18 protein-coding genes are annotated in these 19234 nt (G+C 53.0%); 6 read left to right on the top strand and 12 right to left on the bottom strand.

Annotated features, from left to right (window positions below):
- Positions 1-15: 15 nt before the first annotated feature.
- Both Pla22_RS17075 and Pla22_RS17070 read right to left on the bottom strand, forming a co-directional pair.
- Positions 16-3840 (bottom strand): hypothetical protein, encoded by a 3825-nt coding sequence (locus Pla22_RS17075; protein ID WP_146516019.1) that lies wholly within the window; start codon positions 3838-3840, stop codon positions 16-18.
- A 321-nt stretch (positions 3841-4161) separates the two neighbouring features.
- Complete coding sequence (locus tag Pla22_RS17070) at positions 4162-4392, bottom strand: hypothetical protein (protein ID WP_146516018.1); 231 nt, start codon at positions 4390-4392, stop codon at positions 4162-4164.
- A gap of 171 nt (positions 4393-4563) precedes the next feature.
- Here Pla22_RS17070 and Pla22_RS17065 point away from each other — a divergent pair, with 171 nt between their 5' ends.
- Entirely contained in the window at positions 4564-5343 is a 780-nt protein-coding gene (locus tag Pla22_RS17065; RefSeq protein WP_146516017.1) for a class I SAM-dependent DNA methyltransferase, read from the top strand.
- A 37-nt stretch (positions 5344-5380) separates the two neighbouring features.
- On the opposite strand, the gene Pla22_RS17060 is transcribed toward Pla22_RS17065, so the two are convergent.
- Positions 5381-6667 (bottom strand): MFS transporter, encoded by a 1287-nt coding sequence (locus Pla22_RS17060; RefSeq protein WP_146516016.1) that lies wholly within the window; start codon positions 6665-6667, stop codon positions 5381-5383.
- Between the two features lie 219 nt (positions 6668-6886).
- Between Pla22_RS17060 and Pla22_RS17055 the strand changes: the two genes are divergently transcribed.
- Positions 6887-7123: a hypothetical protein gene (locus Pla22_RS17055; RefSeq protein WP_146516015.1), complete on the top strand. Its 237-nt coding sequence runs from the start codon at positions 6887-6889 to the stop codon at positions 7121-7123.
- Between the two features lie 127 nt (positions 7124-7250).
- Here Pla22_RS17055 and Pla22_RS17050 read toward each other — a convergent pair whose 3' ends face one another.
- The 3 genes from Pla22_RS17050 to Pla22_RS17040 all read right to left on the bottom strand — a co-directional run bounded on the left by Pla22_RS17050 (position 7251) and on the right by Pla22_RS17040 (position 9337).
- A complete protein-coding gene (locus tag Pla22_RS17050; protein WP_146516014.1) occupies positions 7251-7874 on the bottom strand; it encodes an FMN-dependent NADH-azoreductase in 624 nt (207 codons plus the stop codon).
- Between the two features lie 99 nt (positions 7875-7973).
- Positions 7974-8774, bottom strand: a complete 801-nt coding sequence (locus Pla22_RS17045; protein WP_146516013.1) for a pirin family protein — start codon at positions 8772-8774, stop codon at positions 7974-7976.
- An 89-nt stretch (positions 8775-8863) separates the two neighbouring features.
- Positions 8864-9337 carry a MarR family winged helix-turn-helix transcriptional regulator gene (locus Pla22_RS17040; RefSeq protein WP_146516012.1) on the bottom strand — a complete coding sequence of 158 codons (474 nt, stop codon included), beginning with the start codon at positions 9335-9337 and terminating at the stop codon, positions 8864-8866.
- A 286-nt stretch (positions 9338-9623) separates the two neighbouring features.
- Here Pla22_RS17040 and mscL point away from each other — a divergent pair, with 286 nt between their 5' ends.
- Positions 9624-10022: a large conductance mechanosensitive channel protein MscL gene (gene mscL, locus Pla22_RS17035; protein WP_146516011.1), complete on the top strand. Its 399-nt coding sequence runs from the start codon at positions 9624-9626 to the stop codon at positions 10020-10022.
- A gap of 227 nt (positions 10023-10249) precedes the next feature.
- On the opposite strand, the gene sugE is transcribed toward mscL, so the two are convergent.
- From sugE to Pla22_RS17020, 3 genes are all read right to left on the bottom strand, one after another.
- Positions 10250-10579 carry a quaternary ammonium compound efflux SMR transporter SugE gene (gene sugE / locus Pla22_RS17030; RefSeq protein ID WP_146516010.1) on the bottom strand — a complete coding sequence of 110 codons (330 nt, stop codon included), beginning with the start codon at positions 10577-10579 and terminating at the stop codon, positions 10250-10252.
- Positions 10580-10876: 297 nt separating this feature from the next.
- Positions 10877-13396, bottom strand: coding sequence for a DUF1592 domain-containing protein (locus Pla22_RS17025; RefSeq protein ID WP_207310402.1), 2520 nt, complete (start codon positions 13394-13396; stop codon positions 10877-10879).
- Positions 13397-13407: 11 nt separating this feature from the next.
- Positions 13408-14697 (bottom strand): DUF1552 domain-containing protein, encoded by a 1290-nt coding sequence (locus Pla22_RS17020; protein ID WP_146516009.1) that lies wholly within the window; start codon positions 14695-14697, stop codon positions 13408-13410.
- 81 nt (positions 14698-14778) lie between these two features.
- Between Pla22_RS17020 and Pla22_RS25280 the strand changes: the two genes are divergently transcribed.
- Complete coding sequence (locus Pla22_RS25280; RefSeq protein ID WP_165440716.1) at positions 14779-14916, top strand: hypothetical protein; 138 nt, start codon at positions 14779-14781, stop codon at positions 14914-14916.
- 127 nt (positions 14917-15043) lie between these two features.
- Here the strand turns inward: Pla22_RS25280 and mntR are convergent, their stop codons facing one another.
- The gene (mntR, locus tag Pla22_RS17015) at positions 15044-15466 is read right to left on the bottom strand and encodes a manganese-binding transcriptional regulator MntR (RefSeq protein ID WP_146516008.1); all 423 of its coding nucleotides are present in this window, start codon (positions 15464-15466) and stop codon (positions 15044-15046) included.
- Positions 15467-15746: 280 nt separating this feature from the next.
- On the opposite strand from mntR, the gene Pla22_RS17010 reads away from it, so the two are divergent.
- A complete protein-coding gene (locus Pla22_RS17010; protein WP_146516007.1) occupies positions 15747-16850 on the top strand; it encodes a DUF1559 family PulG-like putative transporter in 1104 nt (367 codons plus the stop codon).
- A gap of 56 nt (positions 16851-16906) precedes the next feature.
- The gene (locus Pla22_RS17005) at positions 16907-17200 is read left to right on the top strand and encodes a hypothetical protein (RefSeq protein WP_146516006.1); all 294 of its coding nucleotides are present in this window, start codon (positions 16907-16909) and stop codon (positions 17198-17200) included.
- Positions 17201-17270: 70 nt separating this feature from the next.
- Here Pla22_RS17005 and Pla22_RS17000 read toward each other — a convergent pair whose 3' ends face one another.
- Positions 17271-18125, bottom strand: a complete 855-nt coding sequence (locus Pla22_RS17000; protein ID WP_146516005.1) for a membrane or secreted protein — start codon at positions 18123-18125, stop codon at positions 17271-17273.
- 232 nt (positions 18126-18357) lie between these two features.
- Positions 18358-19149, bottom strand: a complete 792-nt coding sequence (locus Pla22_RS16995; RefSeq protein ID WP_146516004.1) for a tRNA-binding protein — start codon at positions 19147-19149, stop codon at positions 18358-18360.
- Positions 19150-19234 lie beyond the last annotated feature (85 nt).

Here is a 19234-nt window from a genome sequence, read left to right as displayed (position 1 = left end):
GGAAAGAGGAATGGGTTATCGTCGAATTTGAGTGTTGGGCCTGGTGGCAATGGCTGCGGGTAAATCACCGAAGCCAGCTTTGAGAAAGAATCGCACGGCGTCTTGGCTTAATTGTTTTCCGGGTTGCAGCCGCAGCGTCGGTCGAGATGCGATGCCACCGACGTGGACGTGAACGACACGATCCTTCATGAGTTCATTTGCTTTGGCGACCAGAGTGATCGGGGCGGGTGCTGCCAGCATCAACGGAGAGTTTGCGAGTTCGAGTATTTGGTCCGCAGGCCCATCGGATTGGGTGCTCGCGGTGACGTCGAAGTTCAAACGACCATCCAGCGTCGCATTGCCCGACATGAGTACCTGGACATTGCTTTGAGAAATCGCGAGCTGATCGACATGCACCAGGCCGCCCGAAATGCGTCCGTAAACTGTGCCTCCGTCTTGACCCTGTCCCGGTCGTGGCGGGGAAAGGCTCACGAGGTTGGGAAGTTGGTCCAGCACTGGCATCTCCATTGACTTCACGTTTTCCAATGTTAGGTCGAACGTGCCAGAGATCTGTTTTGGCGATTGAGCACGCTTGGCTCGCAGGGAGACGTCACCGCTGATCACACCGGCTCCGACTGACTTGCCTTGAATGAGTTTGGATGAATCCACTCGCTCGATGCGCAGCGAGGTCACCATATTGAGATTGTCGCCGAAGCTTCCCTCCGAGCTGATTCGCACGTTGCCTCCGCCCGCTGAAACTGCACCGGAACGGCACTGCCATCTCGCTAGCTTTGAAGGTTGCGAGTAGGACCAATCCACTGGCAATTTAGCTTCCGGAATGCTCACACCAGCGAACACGCCGTGGCGAAGCGAAAGGTCGGCGCGACCCGAAATTACTTTTCCAACTCGACCGCGAATTTGCACGGTGCCACTACCCGCGATGGGTTGCGCTGAAAACGGTGCAGCGATACGACGCAAGCTGACGCGGTTTGCCGCCAACTCAAACGTACCGCTGGGATGTACCCCGAGTCGGATATCGGCCTTTCCGGATAAACGACCGTCGGCGAAGCGTCCATCAATGCGTCGTAGTTCTAAGCGGTCGCGGTAAACAGTGATCTCGCTCGTGATTCGATCCGACAACCCAACACGATTGACCTGCAATTCAGACACCGAACCGCTTGCCTTGCAAAGTGAGATTCCGTCCAGCATCGACGAATCTCGCTCGAGTGTCGCAGCTAATGTTCCTCGCGTGGTCCTTAGCTCTTGAGGCACATCGATGTGTCGTGTGAGCGATTCGATCGGCAAGCGTTCGACCGCGCATTGAAAAACAATCGGAATGCGATTCAGATTTGGATCGTCAGATTGAAAATGATCTCGCAAGTTTGGCAAACTAGCGTTCGCCACTCCCTCGAAACGCCCGTCTGCGATCACGCCGCTGCCTTGCACGATCGCTTGAGCCGATGCGATGGAAATCTTTGCCGCGGACAACTCCATCGGAACTCGGTGAACCGAAAGTCCACGACTCTGAACCCACGCCTCACCCTGAAGCGTTTCCAAACTAGCAATGGAGGTCACCTTGATTCCTCCATCCAATGATCCGCTGACAGGCAGATTGCGATCAACGATAGCAGCCAAGCGTGCCGCTTGAATGTCTCGAAAACGGCCTTCCACGACTGCGGTTGTCCAGTCAAGATCCTGGATCTGGGCAATTAGGTCGTAACCGCCACCGAGAAATTGTTTGGAAGAGCTTTGGATCCGAACACCCTGCGGATCGGCGTTCCAGTCCAGTTGCGCGTGCCCAATTTTTGACCCGGCGTACATCGCATGATTCAGATCCATGCGTCCCGATGCAACGAAGTTAAAGGGACTAGTGACAAGCTCAAACTGACCACTTCCTTGTGCGGTACCAGACGCTGGCATTCTGGTGCTTGAGAACTGACTTGCCAATTCTGCGACGTCGGCAACGTCAAATGATTCGGTAAGTAGGCTTCCGCGTATGCAAAGGCGATCTTGGACCGTTCCTTCCGCCTGTACCAAGCACTCGTTCATCCGCCAACGCATTGCGAATGGCGGTACCGACACTCGGCCTTCGGTCAATTCGCACGTTGCGTCGACATCCGCGAACGATTCGCCCGCAAATGCTAAATCGCGAGAACGTAGAGACGCTTGAGCAACCCACGATTCTGGGCTGGCAACATCCGCGACCCTGCACGACGCGGCTCCCGCAATCATCAGCTCACCTCCACACTGCCGAGCATCAACGGACAACGCTTGCGCCAAGGAAGACGTGGGCAACACTGAAAGTAGCAGATTGCACGTTGCTCTTTCTTCAGACGCAAGCGGTACACGAATCACTGCGTCCGATTGAGCTAGCAGGTTTGAGTGAGAATCTAGCACTACCACGTCTTGGCAACTCGCACTCGCGATACCGTCTTTCACGGTCAAGCGAGCGTTGGTGTCTTGCAATCGCCATTCACCCATGGCTAATCCGGATGCGTTCAGCGAGGCATCAAAAGTTACGGCGGTTGGAGATTCAAGGTCGCTAAGGTCGACGTCGAATCTGGAAGCCAAGCCAATACGTCCGGAAGACGTCGGAAGCTCAAAACGCTGAGCGAGGTCTTTAAGACTCAACCCTTTGGAAACAAGAGAACCTGACAAACTGCCCGCTAACGAATCCTTATCGAAGTTTTGTAGCGATCCGACGCACTTGATTTCACCGGCGAGATCTTCGACAGGAATCGCATCGGCCCGAATGTCTGACACTCGATAGCTGATCACATGAGAGAACGATGATGTATGCGTATCAGCAGTTAGCTTGAATTGCGTTTGGAGTGCGAATTTGCCGCCGAAGTCTAGGTCGGGATCTATGCGAGACGCGATTCGCCCTAGATCCGATTGATCGACTGCGATGGATGCGGTTGCCGACAGCGGTAACGTGTGCCAGTCGCAGTTTGCTGCAATGTCGACGTTCCCGCCTGACATATCTCCGCTGCCTTCAACTGCCAAGACCGCATCTCGGTGCACTGAACGTATCGTGAACTCATTGCAAAGAGTTCCCAAAGATGACGACTCAATGTCTTTGACGGATATTAAGCACTGCAGTTCGTGCTGTCGTAAATCAGATGAGTTTGCTGGATGCTGGGTTGTCGCGTGGACCGTTAACGTTGCCGATACGCCTTCTTGATTGATCTTCGCTGGTGTTAACGGCAATCGTGCAAGTTCCTCGGAATCAAGTCGCACATTTTGGACCGTCAGTTTCGTCCATCCTTGAAGCGTCGTTGCGTCGACCAACGCCTTCACCTCAATCGTACCTCCAAGAAAGTCGGGAACGTCGCCGTGCATTCGAATCTCTTCGTCGAATCGAGCGGCAAGTCTGGCGCCACAAATGGTGAAAGTTTGCTTGCCGGATTGGTGGATGGCCAACGTTGCATTGCGTACGTCGAGTTTGCCAATGGGAATCTTGGCAGTGCCCGACTTCGATTCACCCGCCGATGGAAACTTCGACAGCAGTTTTCCATCGCTGTCAAATCGTAAATGAAGCGTTGGGTCACTTAGGGAGACGTGCTCCACCCAGACCCCGCGAACAATTCCTTGCCACGGTGTCAATGCGAATGCAAGACGACCAACGGTGGCTTGGTCTTGGTCGCTGCCCGGTTCCGCAACGCGGATATCTCGGACGTTGACGGCAAATAGCCCCCACTCGATGGAACCAACCTTCAGCTCAGTCTCTAGTAGGCGCGAACCGATCGTTGCAGTGGCATACCGGGCAATCGAGTTTCGAAATACCACGGCAACAAGCGTGACCGCTAGCACTGTGTAACAGCACCTTCTCGCTATCGCGTATCGCCAAGGATGTTTCATGATCGCGTTCCACCAAGTTTCGTCACAACGTATGACGGCTATTGCTAGGAGGTAGGCAATCACTCGCTCAAGCGTCAACGGATGAACCGAGTTTGGACGACGAATGCAGTCCTTTCCGCCAACATTTTGATGCTAGGCTGACCCCCGTCACCACGAACCGCCGTGAAACACGCATTCTGGGGCGCTATCCAGCGATTCCTTGGGCGGTGACAAGGCTCCCGTTCAATCGAACTTCATCTTGCAAGCCGCTAAGGTTCGGACGGAGCCGACCGATTGAAGCAAGGGCGACAGGGCCAGAGAACGCCGTTGCTGGGAATGATGTCAATTTGCAATCGCGTTGTCGCGATCGCTAAGGAACGCCTGCGTCCGCTCGGTAAACGCCATACATCCGACGCCAAACCCCTCGCGAGGCGATGGATTCGCAAACTTGATGTCTCGATTCTCAGGTGCATCCCCTCGCTTCTTCCCTGCTGCTTGGGGCAAAGCTATCGCAACCCTTAGGATCACAAACGCACCTATCAGCGTTTCACGCAATGTTCTAGGTAAACGCATTTGAATAGGCGTTCAGGGATTGCATTGTTTTCGTTTTGTGTCTCCGCATGTTGATGACTGCAGCCGTTGGTGCACTCGATGGCTGACTCAAACTTATGAGAGTGGATCGACCAGAGTCAGATGGTGCAGGGGCCTTGGTCTCCAATGGATATGCCGTTAGGGTACCTCGCTATGTCTAAACGCTACCGCATCCAGTTTCCGTCATCCAATTCCGAAAGCCTAGGACAAGACGAGGTATTCTTCACGCTCATTGAGGATGGCAGAGAGAAGCGTCTACGCTTCCATGACTACGATGAGATCTACAAGCGTCCCGGTTTGTATGAGCAGCTTTTCTACGAACGCCTGCGTTGCAATTCTCCCGAGAAACTTGCCGATCTCTTGAGACGCGCCCTTGATACAGTACGCGAACCGGTTTCCGAATTGCGTGTGATCGACCTCGGCGCGGGCAATGGGATGATGGGAGAGGTCCTTAAACGTGATGGAGTCGCTCGACTCGTCGGTGCCGACATCATTCCGGAAGCAAGAGACGCAGCCTTCCGTGATCGTTCAACGGTCTACGATGATTACTACATCGAAGATTTCGCCAATCTAAGCGACGATGTGAGTGAAGAGCTGCGCGATTGGCGTTTTGATTGCTTGACTTGCGTCGCAGCTCTAGGATTTGGTGACATTCCACCGCGAGCCTTCTTCAATGCAATGAAGCTGATCAGCACCAATGGGTGGCTGGCGTTCAATATCAAGGAGACATTTCTCGATCACAATGAGCAGTCTGGTTTTTCGCGTTTAGTCCGAGAGTTGATCTTTTCGAAGTACCTTGATATTTATCACCTCGAACTCTATCGACACCGACTTTCGATGGAAGGAACGCAGTTGTTCTACTATGCGTTGGTCGGACGAATGACCGCTTCGATTCCCGCAGACTTCCTTGAGCGGTTCAATATTGACAGCTAGTCGAGCGTAAATACCAGCATGAGGCACGGTTGCTCAATCAAGCCGCTTGGCGTTGCGAACGTTCCACGATTCGAAGAAACATGATCGATGCCACCAAGCCAACTAGTGCAGCTATGGTGAGTACCAGGAAGACGTATTGATGCCCTCGTTCCCCAGGCCATCGATCGAGCAGGACTCCCATGACCGGGCCCATGAAAACGTCGGGCGTGTAGCCGACGACCGATACGATGCCCACGGCAGTACCGGTGTCTCCAAACGGCACGCGTCCCTCTTCCATCATCGCGTAATAGAGACCGCGAAGAGCAAATACCGCAGCACTCGTGGCGATCAGCGTCGCGAAAAAGAATGCGGTCACGCCAGGTTGGAAAGGTCCGATCGCGATCACGCCAGTGCCGATCGCAAACATAGCCAAGCTTGCGATTGTCATTCTGGCAACGCCTACTCGATCCGCCAGCAAACCTGCCGCGATCGCCGCGAATGGACGCACCCACATAGACAAAGTACCCACGGTGGCTGATTCAACTTCGTCAAACTCAAGAACTTCGTACGCATAAAGCGAAATGTCGTCCAAGCCTTTGTAACCGACATAGGCGCAAACCACGACAACAGATTGCAACCAAACGGTCGGCATGCGAAGCACACGTACGATTCCCTGCGACTTCAACTCGCTGGTGGGCGCGATGTGCCGATGGCTATTGTCATTGATCGCAAACCAAACGAGGATTGCGGCGGCGAATGTGATCGTTGAAAACAGCAATACAACTTGTCGAAACGCATTCGCCTGCTGGTCAGGTGTTGCGATTTGAACGTCGTCGGGCATGAAGTACGAAAATAGTGCAACGGCGCTGCTACCAATCGCAGCGGCAACAAACCCGCGTCCGCCATCGAGAAATCCAAACGCACGACCGGGTAACTCTGCACCGCCCCATGCACGCGTTTCTCGAATCAGCGGTGCCCAGAACAGTAAAATCGTGGTTAAACCCCAAAAACCGTATAGCATTTTCAATACGGGAAACGAGGGCAATGAAGTCATGACTATTCCGCCCAACGAGGTTGCCAACAACGCAAATGCCATCAGCTTTCGCGCCGAGAATCGGTCTGCGAGGGGCCCGCCCGGAAAGTACGCCAGCAACGCGACCAGACCATAAATTGAAAACGCAACGCCCAATTCAAGATTGGTCAGTTGAAACACTTCCAACAACGTCGGTCGGAATACTCGTGGTAGAACGAACGGCAAGAAGAACACGGTCTCACCCGCCACAATCAAAACTAAGATCGTGACCAATCGACGTAGCGAAGAAGGTTCCCGGTCGTGATTTTGCATCTGGGACACCTTGCGAGTTTGAATGCCGATTTCATTCAACGATGAGGCATGGACGCTGCGTTGTCAATCAAACGCGGTTGTTCCGAAGATGGGAATTACGACTGCCACGCGAAGAAATGAATTTGTTGAATTGGCTGATCGTTGTTCTCGCGATGTTTGCTTTGCGTTACAAAGAGCCACTCGTCGACACGCCTTCCTACTCGATCAAGAGAAGTCTTCATGGCCAAGAAGAAAGCAGCTCCCAAGAAGTCCACCGCAAAACCGAAGCCGTCTTCCTTAGGCGACATCTACAATCAAGTCGCCTCTCGTGCGGACACGGCAGGCGTGAAGTTGAACGTTGCTGAAACCAAACGCGTTTTGGCCTGTTTCTTCGATGTGCTCGAAGATCATAAACCGGTCGAAGCGTTCGATTTCATCGCCAAAGGCCTCAAACGCGCTGGCACGCGGCGTCGCTAAACTGGCCAAGTGCTAACCGGGCCAAGCGTACGATCACAAACTCACTAGCCGATCGCTGTCGCCTGAAGAGGCTGCCTTGGCGAAGTTGCCTGCCGCGGGCAACTTCGCGATCAACTGATTTGAATCTCTAGAACTTCTTAGCGAGTTCTCGAGCTTTCTCTGCGGCAGCTTTTTCCGTCGAAGCAACGTCATCAGGACCGGCGAGCGTGGGCTCAACGACAACGGATTCAATATCGGTAAATCCGAAGAAACCCAGCATCTGCTCGACGTAAGGTTTCTGGTGATCCATCTTTGCGCTGTCACCGTCGTAGGTACCGCCTCGTGCGTAAACCACGACCGCTGGCTTCCCAGTAACAAGCCCCGTGTAACCCGTCTCAGGATCAAAACTGAACGTCTGGCCCGGTTGGGCGATGACATCGATGTAGTGTTTTAGCTTGTAGGGAACACTGAAATTCCACATCGGCACGCTGATCAGAAACTTGTCACCGCTCTTGAATTCATCACAAACGTCAACGACGGACTGCCAAGCTTTGGCCTGGTCGTCATCAAAACCTTGACCATGTAGCACTTGATACTTGGCATCAATGGTATAGCCATCGAAATCTGGCAGACGCTTGGTCCACAAGTCGATTGTCACGATCTCATCGTCTGGATTGTTCGATTGGTAAGTGTCGAGGAAAGTCTGAGCAGCCGCGATCGACTTAGAACGCGATTTTCGTGGCGACGATTCGATGTACAGGAGTTTGGCCATGTTAAGTTTCCTAAGTAAGAGAGTGATGCGTTCATAGCACCCATGATAAATGAGAACGGGCGATGACCGGCATCGCCCTACCGAGAGAGTCAAAATGCTTTAAGCGAGATCGAACAACAGCACGTCGGCATCTTGAGTTGCCACTACGTGCAAGGCTGTCGATCGGCTCGATGCCACCGCATCACCGGCGGCAAGCGTCGTTCCGTTGACGATTACCTCACCCGTGGCAACTTGAAGCCACGCGTGACGATTGGCTTCAAGCGTGTAATCAAGACTCGATCCACCTTGTAATTTGGTCGCGAAGATTTTGGCGTCTTGATGAATGTCAACCGCCGCGCCAGAGTCTTCTGGGCCTGCGATAAAGTTCCAGACGTTAAGTTTTTGCTCCGTCGTTACTTTGTTGTCGCTGTACCGCGGCTGCACACCACGCATCGCCGGCTCAATCCAAATTTGAAGAAAATGGTTCGGTTCGGTTTGCGATGGGTTGTACTCACTATGTGTGATTCCCGTTCCAGCCGACATCATTTGAATGTCATCGGGACTAATGATGGCACCCTTGCCCGTGCTGTCCTTATGCTGCAAAGCCCCCTGTAGCACATAGGAAATGATTTCCATGTCGCGATGCGGATGAGTTGGAAACCCTCGACCGGCGGAAATCTTGTCATCGTTGATCACACGTAGGCTACGGAAACCCATGTGCCGTTGATCGTAGTAGTCACCAAACGAAAATGAGTGAAAGCTCTTGAGCCACCCCAAATCTGTATGCCCACGTTCGGTCGCTTGACGAATCAACCATTGGTTATCCGCCGTTCCATCAGCAAGCGAATCACTCGGACTAGCGGCAACGTGAATCAGTCCGGCCGCCGTTAAGGAAAGCATATTTCGACGTGAAGCGTTCATGAGGTCCGGTCCTTAAGGTAAGTGAACAATTGCGAGCCACAACGAACGTGCAGCCTACGCTTTACATGTGAACTATTTGGGTAAGAAAACTACTCCGCGATCCCTTCCCTGGTCGCTTGCAAAATTGCGTTGAGCATTTTCAATTCTGACTTGGGCACGTGTCCCAACAGCGTCTGATGCATCGTTTGAATTGGTTCATCAAGTTTGGATAACACACGCAGTCCCGGCTTTGTGATCTCCACAAGGTACACACGGCGATCTTCGAGTGATTGTTCTTTACTGGCGAGCCCCTTGGCGACCAATTGATCGACGACGCGAGTGATCGCGGGAGCAACCTGAATCATCCGTTGCGCTACTTCCAAGCAGGGCATCGGCTTGCCCTCGCCACGCATGATGCGAAGTGCGTTGTACTGCGACGGCGTTAGGTCGTGATCACGCAACAATCTTGCGAGGCGATTTTCGAGCAGGTCACTCGTGCGAAGGATGCTAAGCATTGCCTCTTGTTCGAGCGATTCAAACGGACCGCGTTTCCCGAGTTGCTGGCGTAGCGTGATGGGGGCCATGTTATTGATCTCCGTGTGACAACACATTTACTTTACATGTTAAGTAACGGGTTGTCAAGTGTCCGTCGAGGTCCCGTTGTCGAACGGCGTAGGGCTATCGAAAGGAACGTAATTTGCCACGGTGCGGCAAACTGCGTGGAGTAGGAGGGAGCGACAACGTCAGAAAGCTGCAAATTGCGGAAGTTTGTTGCGGCCAGAGTGCGGTTCTTATGCGTGCAATTCGCTTATCACTTGTAGCAGTGGAAACACGATCTCAACCTATTTGTTCAAGTTCAGGAAATAAAGAATGAGTTTTATCCAAGACTTCAAAGACTTCGCATTCAAGGGAAACCTTATCGACATGGCCGTCGGGATTGTGATGGGCACGGCGACGGCGGCAATCGTGAAATCCTTTCTCGAGAACATTATTAGCCCACTGATCGCAGTGGTTGCTGGTGTTCCCGATATGTCGGCTCTAACCATTCCGCTTGGCAAAGAGATCACCAACGATGCTGGCGAAACTGTGACCGCAGCCATTCATTACGGTTCTTTCATCCAGAATGTGATCGACTTCACCATCCTTGCCTTCGTGATCTTTATCGCATTGAAGGTAGCGAGCAAGTGGATGAAAAAGGCAGAAGCTGATGCACCACCACCAGCCGATATCGTGCTTCTGACCGAGATTCGTGACTCACTGAAGAAGTAGTTTCTTCTCTACGATGTCGACCAGCAACACGACATCGTTCTCGTAATGCTGTTTTGCGTTACGCACCCGTGAGCAGACCTTGCCACTTACAACGCTTTTGTCAGCCTGTGACAAAAGCGTTTTTTCATGGAGTTGTCGCTCAAAACCAGCCGCAACGACGAAACATGTTGGATACCGACCACGCAGACGCGTCAAAAGGTGTTCGAGGACAACTCGCTGTTGATTCGTTAGTTTGGGTCGGCTGCGAGAGTGAACTTGAGGCCAATGATTCCCACGACGATGAGTGCGATGCAAAGCAAGCGGACGAGGTCTCTTGATTCTGAAAACAACACCATCCCCGCAATCGCAGTGCCGACAGCTCCAATCCCCGTCCACACCGCATAGCCGGTGCCAAGAGGAATGGATCGCAGAGCGAATGACAAGAGAGTAAAGCTAGCGATCATCGTGATGATGGTTACGACCGACGCGATCGGTTTGGAGAATCCATCAGAGTACTTCAGTCCCACGGCCCAACCGATTTCCAGTAGTCCGGCGAGAGCGAGATAAATCCAAGGCATATTGTCGATGAGTGAATTGGGTGAAGGTGCGAAGACGAAGGTGGGAGGGCGAAGGTGCGAAAACAAATTGCGAGTACAAAGTGCGAAGCTGCGACGTCAGTCTAGCCAGGAACTTTGGTCTGCATCAGGGCACGCCGCTGTCGCTGGATTCGCACTCGCGTGAGATTCAAAGAAATGCCCCTAGACTTCAACATCACTAGGACTAACGGCCGATCTTGATCGTTGGTTGACTTGCTACTTGTGTCTGTTTTGCGCGGCAACCGCGAAGCTCGGACTAGCGGGGCGATGTTCTTCGTACTAGCGAGAGCGAAAGATTTGGCTAGTCATGACTTCGACGACCAACGTTTGCAAACCATAGTCGTCTGCCTTGACGCGAGCAAGAATATCGTCGATCTCGTACTGGTCGGCGCGTTCCATCAATCGGCCGGATGAATACGTTAGAAGCTTTTCAATCAAATGGCGAGTGAACAAGTCTCGTCGGTGTTCCAGCAACACAAACTTGAAACTGTCAAAATCTTCAAACGTTTCGCCCGACGGTAGTTTGCCTGACGGGTCCACTAACGCGGCAGGCTTATTCTTTTCCCACTTTGGCCGAGCGTATTCGGTTCGCCAACGCCCAATCGGATCAAACGTTTCCAACGCGAATCCGAGCGGGTCCATGTTTCGATGGCACACGTAGCAAGCCTTATCCTCGCTATGAATGGCCAATTTTTCGCGAATCGTAGTTGCTCCGCTAACGTTTGCATCGATCGACGGGACCTCATCGGGTGGCGGCGGCGGTGTCACGCCCAGAACGTTTTCAAGCACCCAGACGCCACGCGTCACCGGAGATGTGTCTACGCCATTCGCGCTCACCGTAAGAACGCTTGCCATGCCCAGCACGCCGCCGCGCTGGTGGTTACCCGCCAAGCTAACTCGTTGGAAACCATCCGCTAACCGAAGCGTATCCTGCTCAGGCAGTCCGTAGAGCTTGGCGAGCTTCTTGTCGACATATGTGTAATCAGCGTCCAAAAAGTCAGTGACCGAGCCATTTTCATCAAGCAAGTTGCGAAAGAATAGACGTGTCTCTTCTTTCATCGCTTCGGGCAGGTTTTCGGCATAGTACTCATTGACGCTATCGCGAGGCGGGGGCAGGTTTCCGATGTCTCGCAAGTTCAACCAACTATCCAAAAAACCAACAACGAACTCACGCGATCTCGTGTCATCTAGCAGCCGCTCAATCTGCAGCTTAAGTTCGTCGGTGTCAGTCAGGCGTCCGGTTTCCGCGGAATTAAACAGCACATCATCGGGCGGGGCAGCCCAAAGCGTGTACGAGAGTCGCGACGCCAAATCAAATGGACGAAGTTCACTTTCATCTTCAGGAGTGATCTCGCTCAGGTACAAGAACGAAGGCGAACAAAGAATCATCTTCACCGTATCCAGCGCTGCTTGCCGTGGCTTGGCGTTTTCAGCTATCCGCCGCGTGTAGATCGCTTCGATACGATCTTGGTCGGTTTGATCAAGCGGGCGTCGGAACGCCTTCCTTGCGAACTCCTGCAACTGTTCGAGTGCAAGGTCGGGTTGAAATCCGTCGTCGCCGAAGACCGCTTTCTCTTCATTGCTGCCGCCGCGCTCTTCGATAGGTCCGTTGATCTTAATCTCGTCGATCTTGATATGAGGCAGTGCGCCTTCAAGAAGAATCTGAGTTCGATCAACGCCCTTATTGCCTTGCGACAATTCATCCTCGTAGCGTTCATTCACTTTTAGAACCGAAGCACGCGATTCATACGGACCGTTGGGAAAGATGAAACGAGGGGTTTGTCCGGCTTCAAGCCAAACTCGAAAGCGAAGCCATTCCTGTTTCTCGTCCGGCACGATCGTGCTGCCCAGAACTGGCTCAATTGCTTGAGGGTAATGGATATGGCCTTTAGTCACGTCACCGGGAACCACGGCCAATTGGAAAGGTTCAGTGAAATCAATTCGGAATATTTCTGGGTCGTAGTGAGTGTCTCGGTGCATCGCTTGAGCAAGGACTTCGATGTCATAGAGACCCGATACTGGTACGCCACGAAGGAAATCTTCGATGTGTCCGTAGCCACCTTGTCGTGTGTCAGTGTTGGGCTGTTCGTACAGACAAAGAAAGCCGTACTTGAATGCCTTTCGGTGAGGTCCGCTGAGTTCTTCGTACTGTCGAAAATTATCCGTAAAGTGCCACGACTGCGGCTTTGTCGCCGGACTGCCAAGCCGCGCTTCGACCAATCGTGAAGCAGCTTGAAAGTACTGATCCAATAGAAACCCGGACGTCACCAAACTCTCGCCGATTGTGTCGACGTGGTGGATGGTTGTTTCTTTGGGAAAGTCTGCGGTCAGGCCCAACGTATCGACACGTCGGCCGAACAGTGTCGCCAGCGTCACTTCATACTCGCGGTTGGAAAGGCGACGCATGACAGTACGCCCACCAGTGCTTGCGAACAGATCTCGCGCTTGCTGAATTTGGTCTCGCAGTTCACCTACGAATGCAAGACGTTCCTCGTCGCTCGGCTGCTCTGAATCCTCAGGCGGCATCACATTCAACGTCACCTGATCGATCATCTCATCAGCCGCGATCACGAGCTGCTCGGACGTCAGGGGTAACTCGAACGAATCAAACTCTCGGTCGCCTTCTTCGGATTCAGCGTTATGGCAGTCCAGGCAGTAGTTTGCCAAAAAATTGGCGACCGGGGTCGGTTGAGAGGGACTCGGTTCGATCGCCTCAACGGAACGCTCCGTTGCAATAGCGAAAGCAAACATCCACGCAACGAGCGTTACTCGCCGGTGGCCCATTCGAGAGAGATGCATAGCGATCGCGTTTATGAGAAAGTGCCGGTACTGGAACCGAACGAGTCCGTTTCGACTCCCATTCGCTGAGCAATATCGACAAACAAGTTGCACAGTGGGACGCTGTTCTTGCCTTTGGTGCCGACCTGCTTGAACTCACCAGCGCCATACCCACCACCGGCCAACACAATGGGAAGGTCCGTGTTCTTATGTGAATTTCCGTCGCCCATGCCGCTTCCGAACAACACTGCTGTGGAGTCGAGAAGCGTTTGTTCGCCATCCTGCATTTCAGCGAGTCGCGACAGGAACTTACCGAATTGCTTAATTTGGTAGGTTTCTAAGGTCACGAGATTTTCAATCGCTTGTTCATCGTTGCCGTGATGCGAAAGACTGTGATAAGACTTGTCGATTCCCAAGTTTTGCGGAAGGAAGCTGCCTCCGATTTCCAGCGTCGCGATTCGGGTTGAGTCCGTTTGAAGTGCCAACGCAATCAGCTCATACATCATGGGCAGATCGTCGACCGTGTTTCGGTCCGATGGCTTTTCGAAAGGAGGTTCCGGCTTAGGTTGGTCCGCCCAACGCTTTCGCACTTCTAATCGCTTCTCGACATCTCGAATCGCAGTAAAGTACTCGTCGAGTTTCGCTTTGTCTTCTTGATTGACTCGTTGGGATAGCGATCCCGCTTCATCCATGATTGAATCAAGAATTGATGACTGTAACGAGTTTGCCTCGATCGACCGAGCCCGTCGATCTTTCGATTCAGTCACAAACAACCTTTCGAACAACTCGGCGGGTCCGGTGATGGGAGGGACTCGGACGCCTGACTTTGTCCAGGACATTTGGCATCCACCGTGGATGCCGCCTTCGGATCCAACCGTTAGCGAAGCGAATCTCGTTTGATTGCCGATCTCATCAGCAAGAAACTGGTCGATCGTGACATTGCCATCGCGACGGTTCTTTGATTCGTGATGCAACACGCCTGATAAAAAGGTATGCACTGCGAAGTGACCACCGCGCAAACCATGATCGAGCCCACGGTAAACCTTGATTTGGTCACGATTGGCGGCTAGCGGTTTAAGCAGAGTCGTTTGCTCATACTCACGACCGGGCGTTTCGGGAAAAAAATGCTTCTGCTGAAAACCCAACAGATTGCCGACCGCGACAAATCGACGAGCACCAGAACCAGCTCCTCGTGCTTTTTGAACGACGGAATTTCCGCCGACTGAATCCGCCATCAAAGATGGCAAGCCGGGTAGGGCCAGGGAACCGGCAACCGATTGAAGGACGAATCGTCTGCGATGAAGATTGGTTTGCATTGACATAGGACCATTCTAGCCAACATCCGAGCGTTCATCCAATTGCGGTTCTCGATAGCGACCATGTGTCCTCCCATCGCTTCACCCATGTCGAAAGCTAACCTCGACCATCGCTTCTTCGAAGCGATCATTCATCGCCAGAGGCTTCCACGGTTGGGTTTCGCTAAGAAAACCAGCCACAAGGGATCATCCAATCGAGTTGCGATGGCACGCTTCTTAACCTGATTAGTGACTAAACTTTGTTGCGGAAGGCGATCACCCGCATCGCATGCCGCCTATTTTCAAGACGAACCAGAATTGCAGAAAGCGAACAGAGTCAACACCTAGCTTCGATTGAGTGCGTGAAGGCGAACTATTGATTCTTGTTGACGTCTGGCAATCCTTCCTCCAAAACTCGCTGCATCGCATCGAGCGTTTCCTTGCTGACGTGATGCTCCATTCCCTCGCTGTCGACCTCAGCAGTACGTTCGCTGATTCCGAGTCGCTGCAGGAATGCTTTGACAATCTCATGTCGTTGCTGTGCTCGATCAGCCAGACGCTTGCCCTTGGGGGTCAACGCGATCGGTTGGTAGGGCGCCGTCTCGACGAACCCATCACGTTGCAACCGTCCGATGGTGTTGTTGACCGTGGCATGCGTGACGTCGAACTGAGCGACCAGATCCATCGCGCGACACTGGCCGTTAAGCCGAATCGCCTCAGCAATCGCCTCGACGTAATCTTCGGCGACCTCGGTAGCGTGATCCTGACGCGTTCGATGAAAACTTTTCGGTGGCAATTCCAGGGTCTCCTACCATTCGTTCACAGCCGATGCTCGGCAATCCAGGTCAGCCAAAACGCTCGACCTTCCCATCCCACAGTGTAGCGAAGCCCCACAGTGTAGCGAAGCGGAAAATGGTTCCGTACCCCCTTGTCGCTAGTCGCCACGGAAGATAAAAACCGAGACTTAGCCTAAGCTAACTTGCGTGTTCGATCGGAATGGTCGAACACGCGTTTCTTGGCACCCTAAGTTAGCCGGTGCTAACTTACTTCCGCAGGTCATTTTCCAAGAGGCGCAGATGCAAAGCTATCCTGTTTCGTATTGTTCATCTCGCAATCCTCGCATTGGCTTTACTCTGGTCGAACTATTGGTCGTGATCTCGATCATCGGCGTTCTTGTGGGACTCTTGCTACCTTCGGTTCAAGCGACTCGCGAGGCGGCGCGGGGTGTGACGTGCAGCAGCCACCTCAGACAAATTGGGATGGCGGCCCACCACTATCACTCAGCGTTCTCTCGCTTGCCGTCCGGCTACGTTTCATACGCCACCAACGACGGTACTGCTCCCGCGAATGTTGAGATGGACGCCGTGACCTGGGACGCGAGCCCAGGATGGGGTTGGGGCTCGGGGCTATTAGCGTTCATTGAGTCCAACGCTTTGGTTGAAAGCCTGCGTGCGAACGAGCCGATTTGGTCTCCGGCGAACGAAGCGTCCGTCGCTTCTACCGTCCCCCTGTTTCTGTGCCCAAGTTCAACGGGTGGCGATGAACCGTTTGAGTTGGTCGACGACGTCGGCGATCCCTTGGTCGTTGCCAATCGCACACCGCGTCTTGGACGCAGCCACTATGTGGCCAGCCACGGACAAGAAAGTTGTTGGGGTGAATGCGGATCGGTTGCTACGGGTGAGATTTTTACGAACATCTATACGTCCGCGACTCGAATTGTGACGATCGAGGGCGATGCGGGTCGTGTCGCGGATGGACCTTTCTTTCGCAACTCAACGACTCGCTTTCGAGATGTGACGGACGGGTTGAGCCATACGATTTTCTTCGGCGAACATAGTTCTGCCCTAAGCGATAAGACGTGGGTCGGTGTTGTTACCGGGGCGTTCACCCATCCGAGGTTCCACTCCCCAGAGAATGGTCCGGATGCTGCCGCGACTCTGACGCTGGTGCATGCCGGGCCGTCTGGTGGCGAGCTCGACATTACGGGGTTTCCGATCGTTCATCCGGTCAACTTCCCGACCTATCACGTTGGCCAAATGTTTTCGCAACACCCCGGCGGTGGTTACATATGCTTGGGAGACGGCTCAGTTCGGTTCGTAAGCAACTCGGTTGATCTTTTCCTATGGGCTGAGCTTTCAAGCATGAATGAAAATGAGGTGATCGAGTGGGATCGACTTTAAGATCGAAGCACGGATCAACATCCCGATGGAATGGAATACGTATCTTTGCGGGTGCAATGTTCGCCTGCGTTACGATTATCGTTGTTTGTGTTTGGTGGATGCAATCACGAGTCGTCTTGGACGACCGCGGGTACGACGTTGCCATCGCGCTCTACCGCGTTTGCAATCAGCACAGCGAGACGGGTCTTGAACAGCTTGAGCGCACTCTGGTCGAGTCCACTGAATCGTTGACTTTGAGCCAAGAATCTAACGATGCGATCAGAGGTGTTTTCGCAACGGCCAAGAGCGGAAACTGGACGGATGCTCAACGGCAGTGCCGAAAGCTGTTAGAAGATCAAGTGACTAGATAACGTTTCGTGGTGTGTCCGAACGCTAACCAATATGCGATTTGATAATGCGATCGCGAACGTAAACGCATCGCTAACGAAGGCGAGCGTGCGAAATCGCAACCTCATCCACCCAGACTTCAGCGGCTTCATCCGTCGCAGTGATTCCAACTTCAAGAGCGTTGAGAAGCGAATCCGATGCGGCCAATGTCGCAACGTTTTCGCTAAGGACTAAGTCATCATCCTGCCAGATTTCAACGAGACCATCGCTTTCATCGAGCAGCAAATGAACGGTCAAGACAAACCAAGTGTCGATCGGTATCTCAAACTCTGTCTGACGTCGCTTTGGCTTCCATCCCGACTTCAGTTCGTACCCGAGGTACTTCTTGTCCCAGATCGTGATCCGTGGACCGGGACTGTTGTAACGTCCCCGTTCCTGGAAGTCCGCAATCGTGAACGGCACACCTTTCTTCAGCAGGTACTTACCCCGGTACCAAAGGTGGTCCCCCTTCACGAACCAGAGTCGATTGTTTTCTAACATTGATTTCGACGTCACCATTTGTGGCGTCGGGGCAACCGCAGTGAATTTGGCAACGCCGTCCCCGGCTTCGATTCGATTGTCGAGGAAGTCGCTTTCGCCGCGAAAGATCTTGTTCCGAAGCGAAACATATTCTTCTAACGATGGTGACGAAGGTGAAAGTGTATCGATGGTGGTCCACCGGTCTTCGCCAAACCAGCTTAAGAACTGAGGTTCTGAAAAATCATCAACGAACGATTTGTACATTCGTCCGGACTGCCCGTCATGACGGACCAAGGTGAACTGCTCGGTTTCTCGTAGCAATTCGATATCGCTCACCGTCGTGGTAGGCCACCTCAAGAACTCGGACGCGGCAAAGAGTAACGCTACGCACAATCCTAATCCGATACTGAACTTGGCAAGTCGGCTCATCGTTGTCGCTTGGTTAATAAATGAATGATGTCACGGCGCGTACGATCGTTTCGCACTGAATCGTCCATTCGTTCCAGACGTGGTAGCCTGTAAACGCAGGCCTTGCATGTTGTGTCTGCCATTATCGTTGTGCTCGCGAGCAATAACAACAGATCATCCCGCCAGAGCAGAGCTGCCAACGATACTTGATAGCGTAGTTTCCGATGCTTGCGTCAGGTGCTTTCACGGCGGTCTACGCGAGTTTCGCACCGTTGGGAACGCGGTCGTCGGGCACAGCTAGAACGACGGTGCCGTCTTCACGATAGAATCCGACGATGAGAAACTCTGACATGAACTTTCCAATCTGCTTCGGTGCAAAACTAAGAACGCCGATGATTTGGCGGCCGATGAGTTCGTCCACGCTATAATGGTCTGTGATCTGGGCGCTCGTGCGCTTAAGTCCGATCTTCCCGCCAAAGTCCACACTCACTTGATAGGCTGGCTTGTGAGCATCTTTGAATGGTTTGGCCGCCGTGATTGTTCCCGCACGCATGTCAAGTTTCTGGAAATCTTGCCATGTGGTCACGCCAGTCTGCATTCCTCTTTCGGCCAACAGGATCGCGATCACTTCGTCCACTCGCTTCTCTCGTGTTTCCGGGCGTTTTGCTGAATCGATACGAAGACAGTAAGCGCGTCGCTTTCCCGCGGTCCATTGTTGCCAGACGCTCATTGCCGAATTGTTGGCGTCAAGTGAATGTTGCAGTTCAACCGGAACAACGACCGATTCGGAATCCGCGATATCGAAACTGATGCTCGCCGTGTCGCCTGGCGAAATACCGCAAAGCTTTTGCAACTTCTTTGAAACTAAGAAGCCCCATTTTCCCTTGTCGGGCATCAAGCCGCATTCGATTCGAATGCCGTTGATCTCCCCGTCGATACGCAACCGCTTCGACTTGCTGAAATCTATCTTTGATACGATGTGTTTAGGCAGATAAACCAGCGTGCTGTCGATCTTCACTTCAAAGTTGTAGGGATACTCACTCATGCGGGTTTCGCACCAAACGTTTGGGATGGGTGGCAGTTCAATGATGCTGATTTAGCATCCGTCGAGTCACGCGTGCTATTGTAGT

This window comes from Rubripirellula amarantea (assembly GCF_007859865.1).
Taxonomy (GTDB): domain Bacteria; phylum Planctomycetota; class Planctomycetia; order Pirellulales; family Pirellulaceae; genus Rubripirellula; species Rubripirellula amarantea.
Note: the sequence above shows the minus strand (reverse complement) of the source record. Positions and strands in the feature narration are given on the sequence as shown.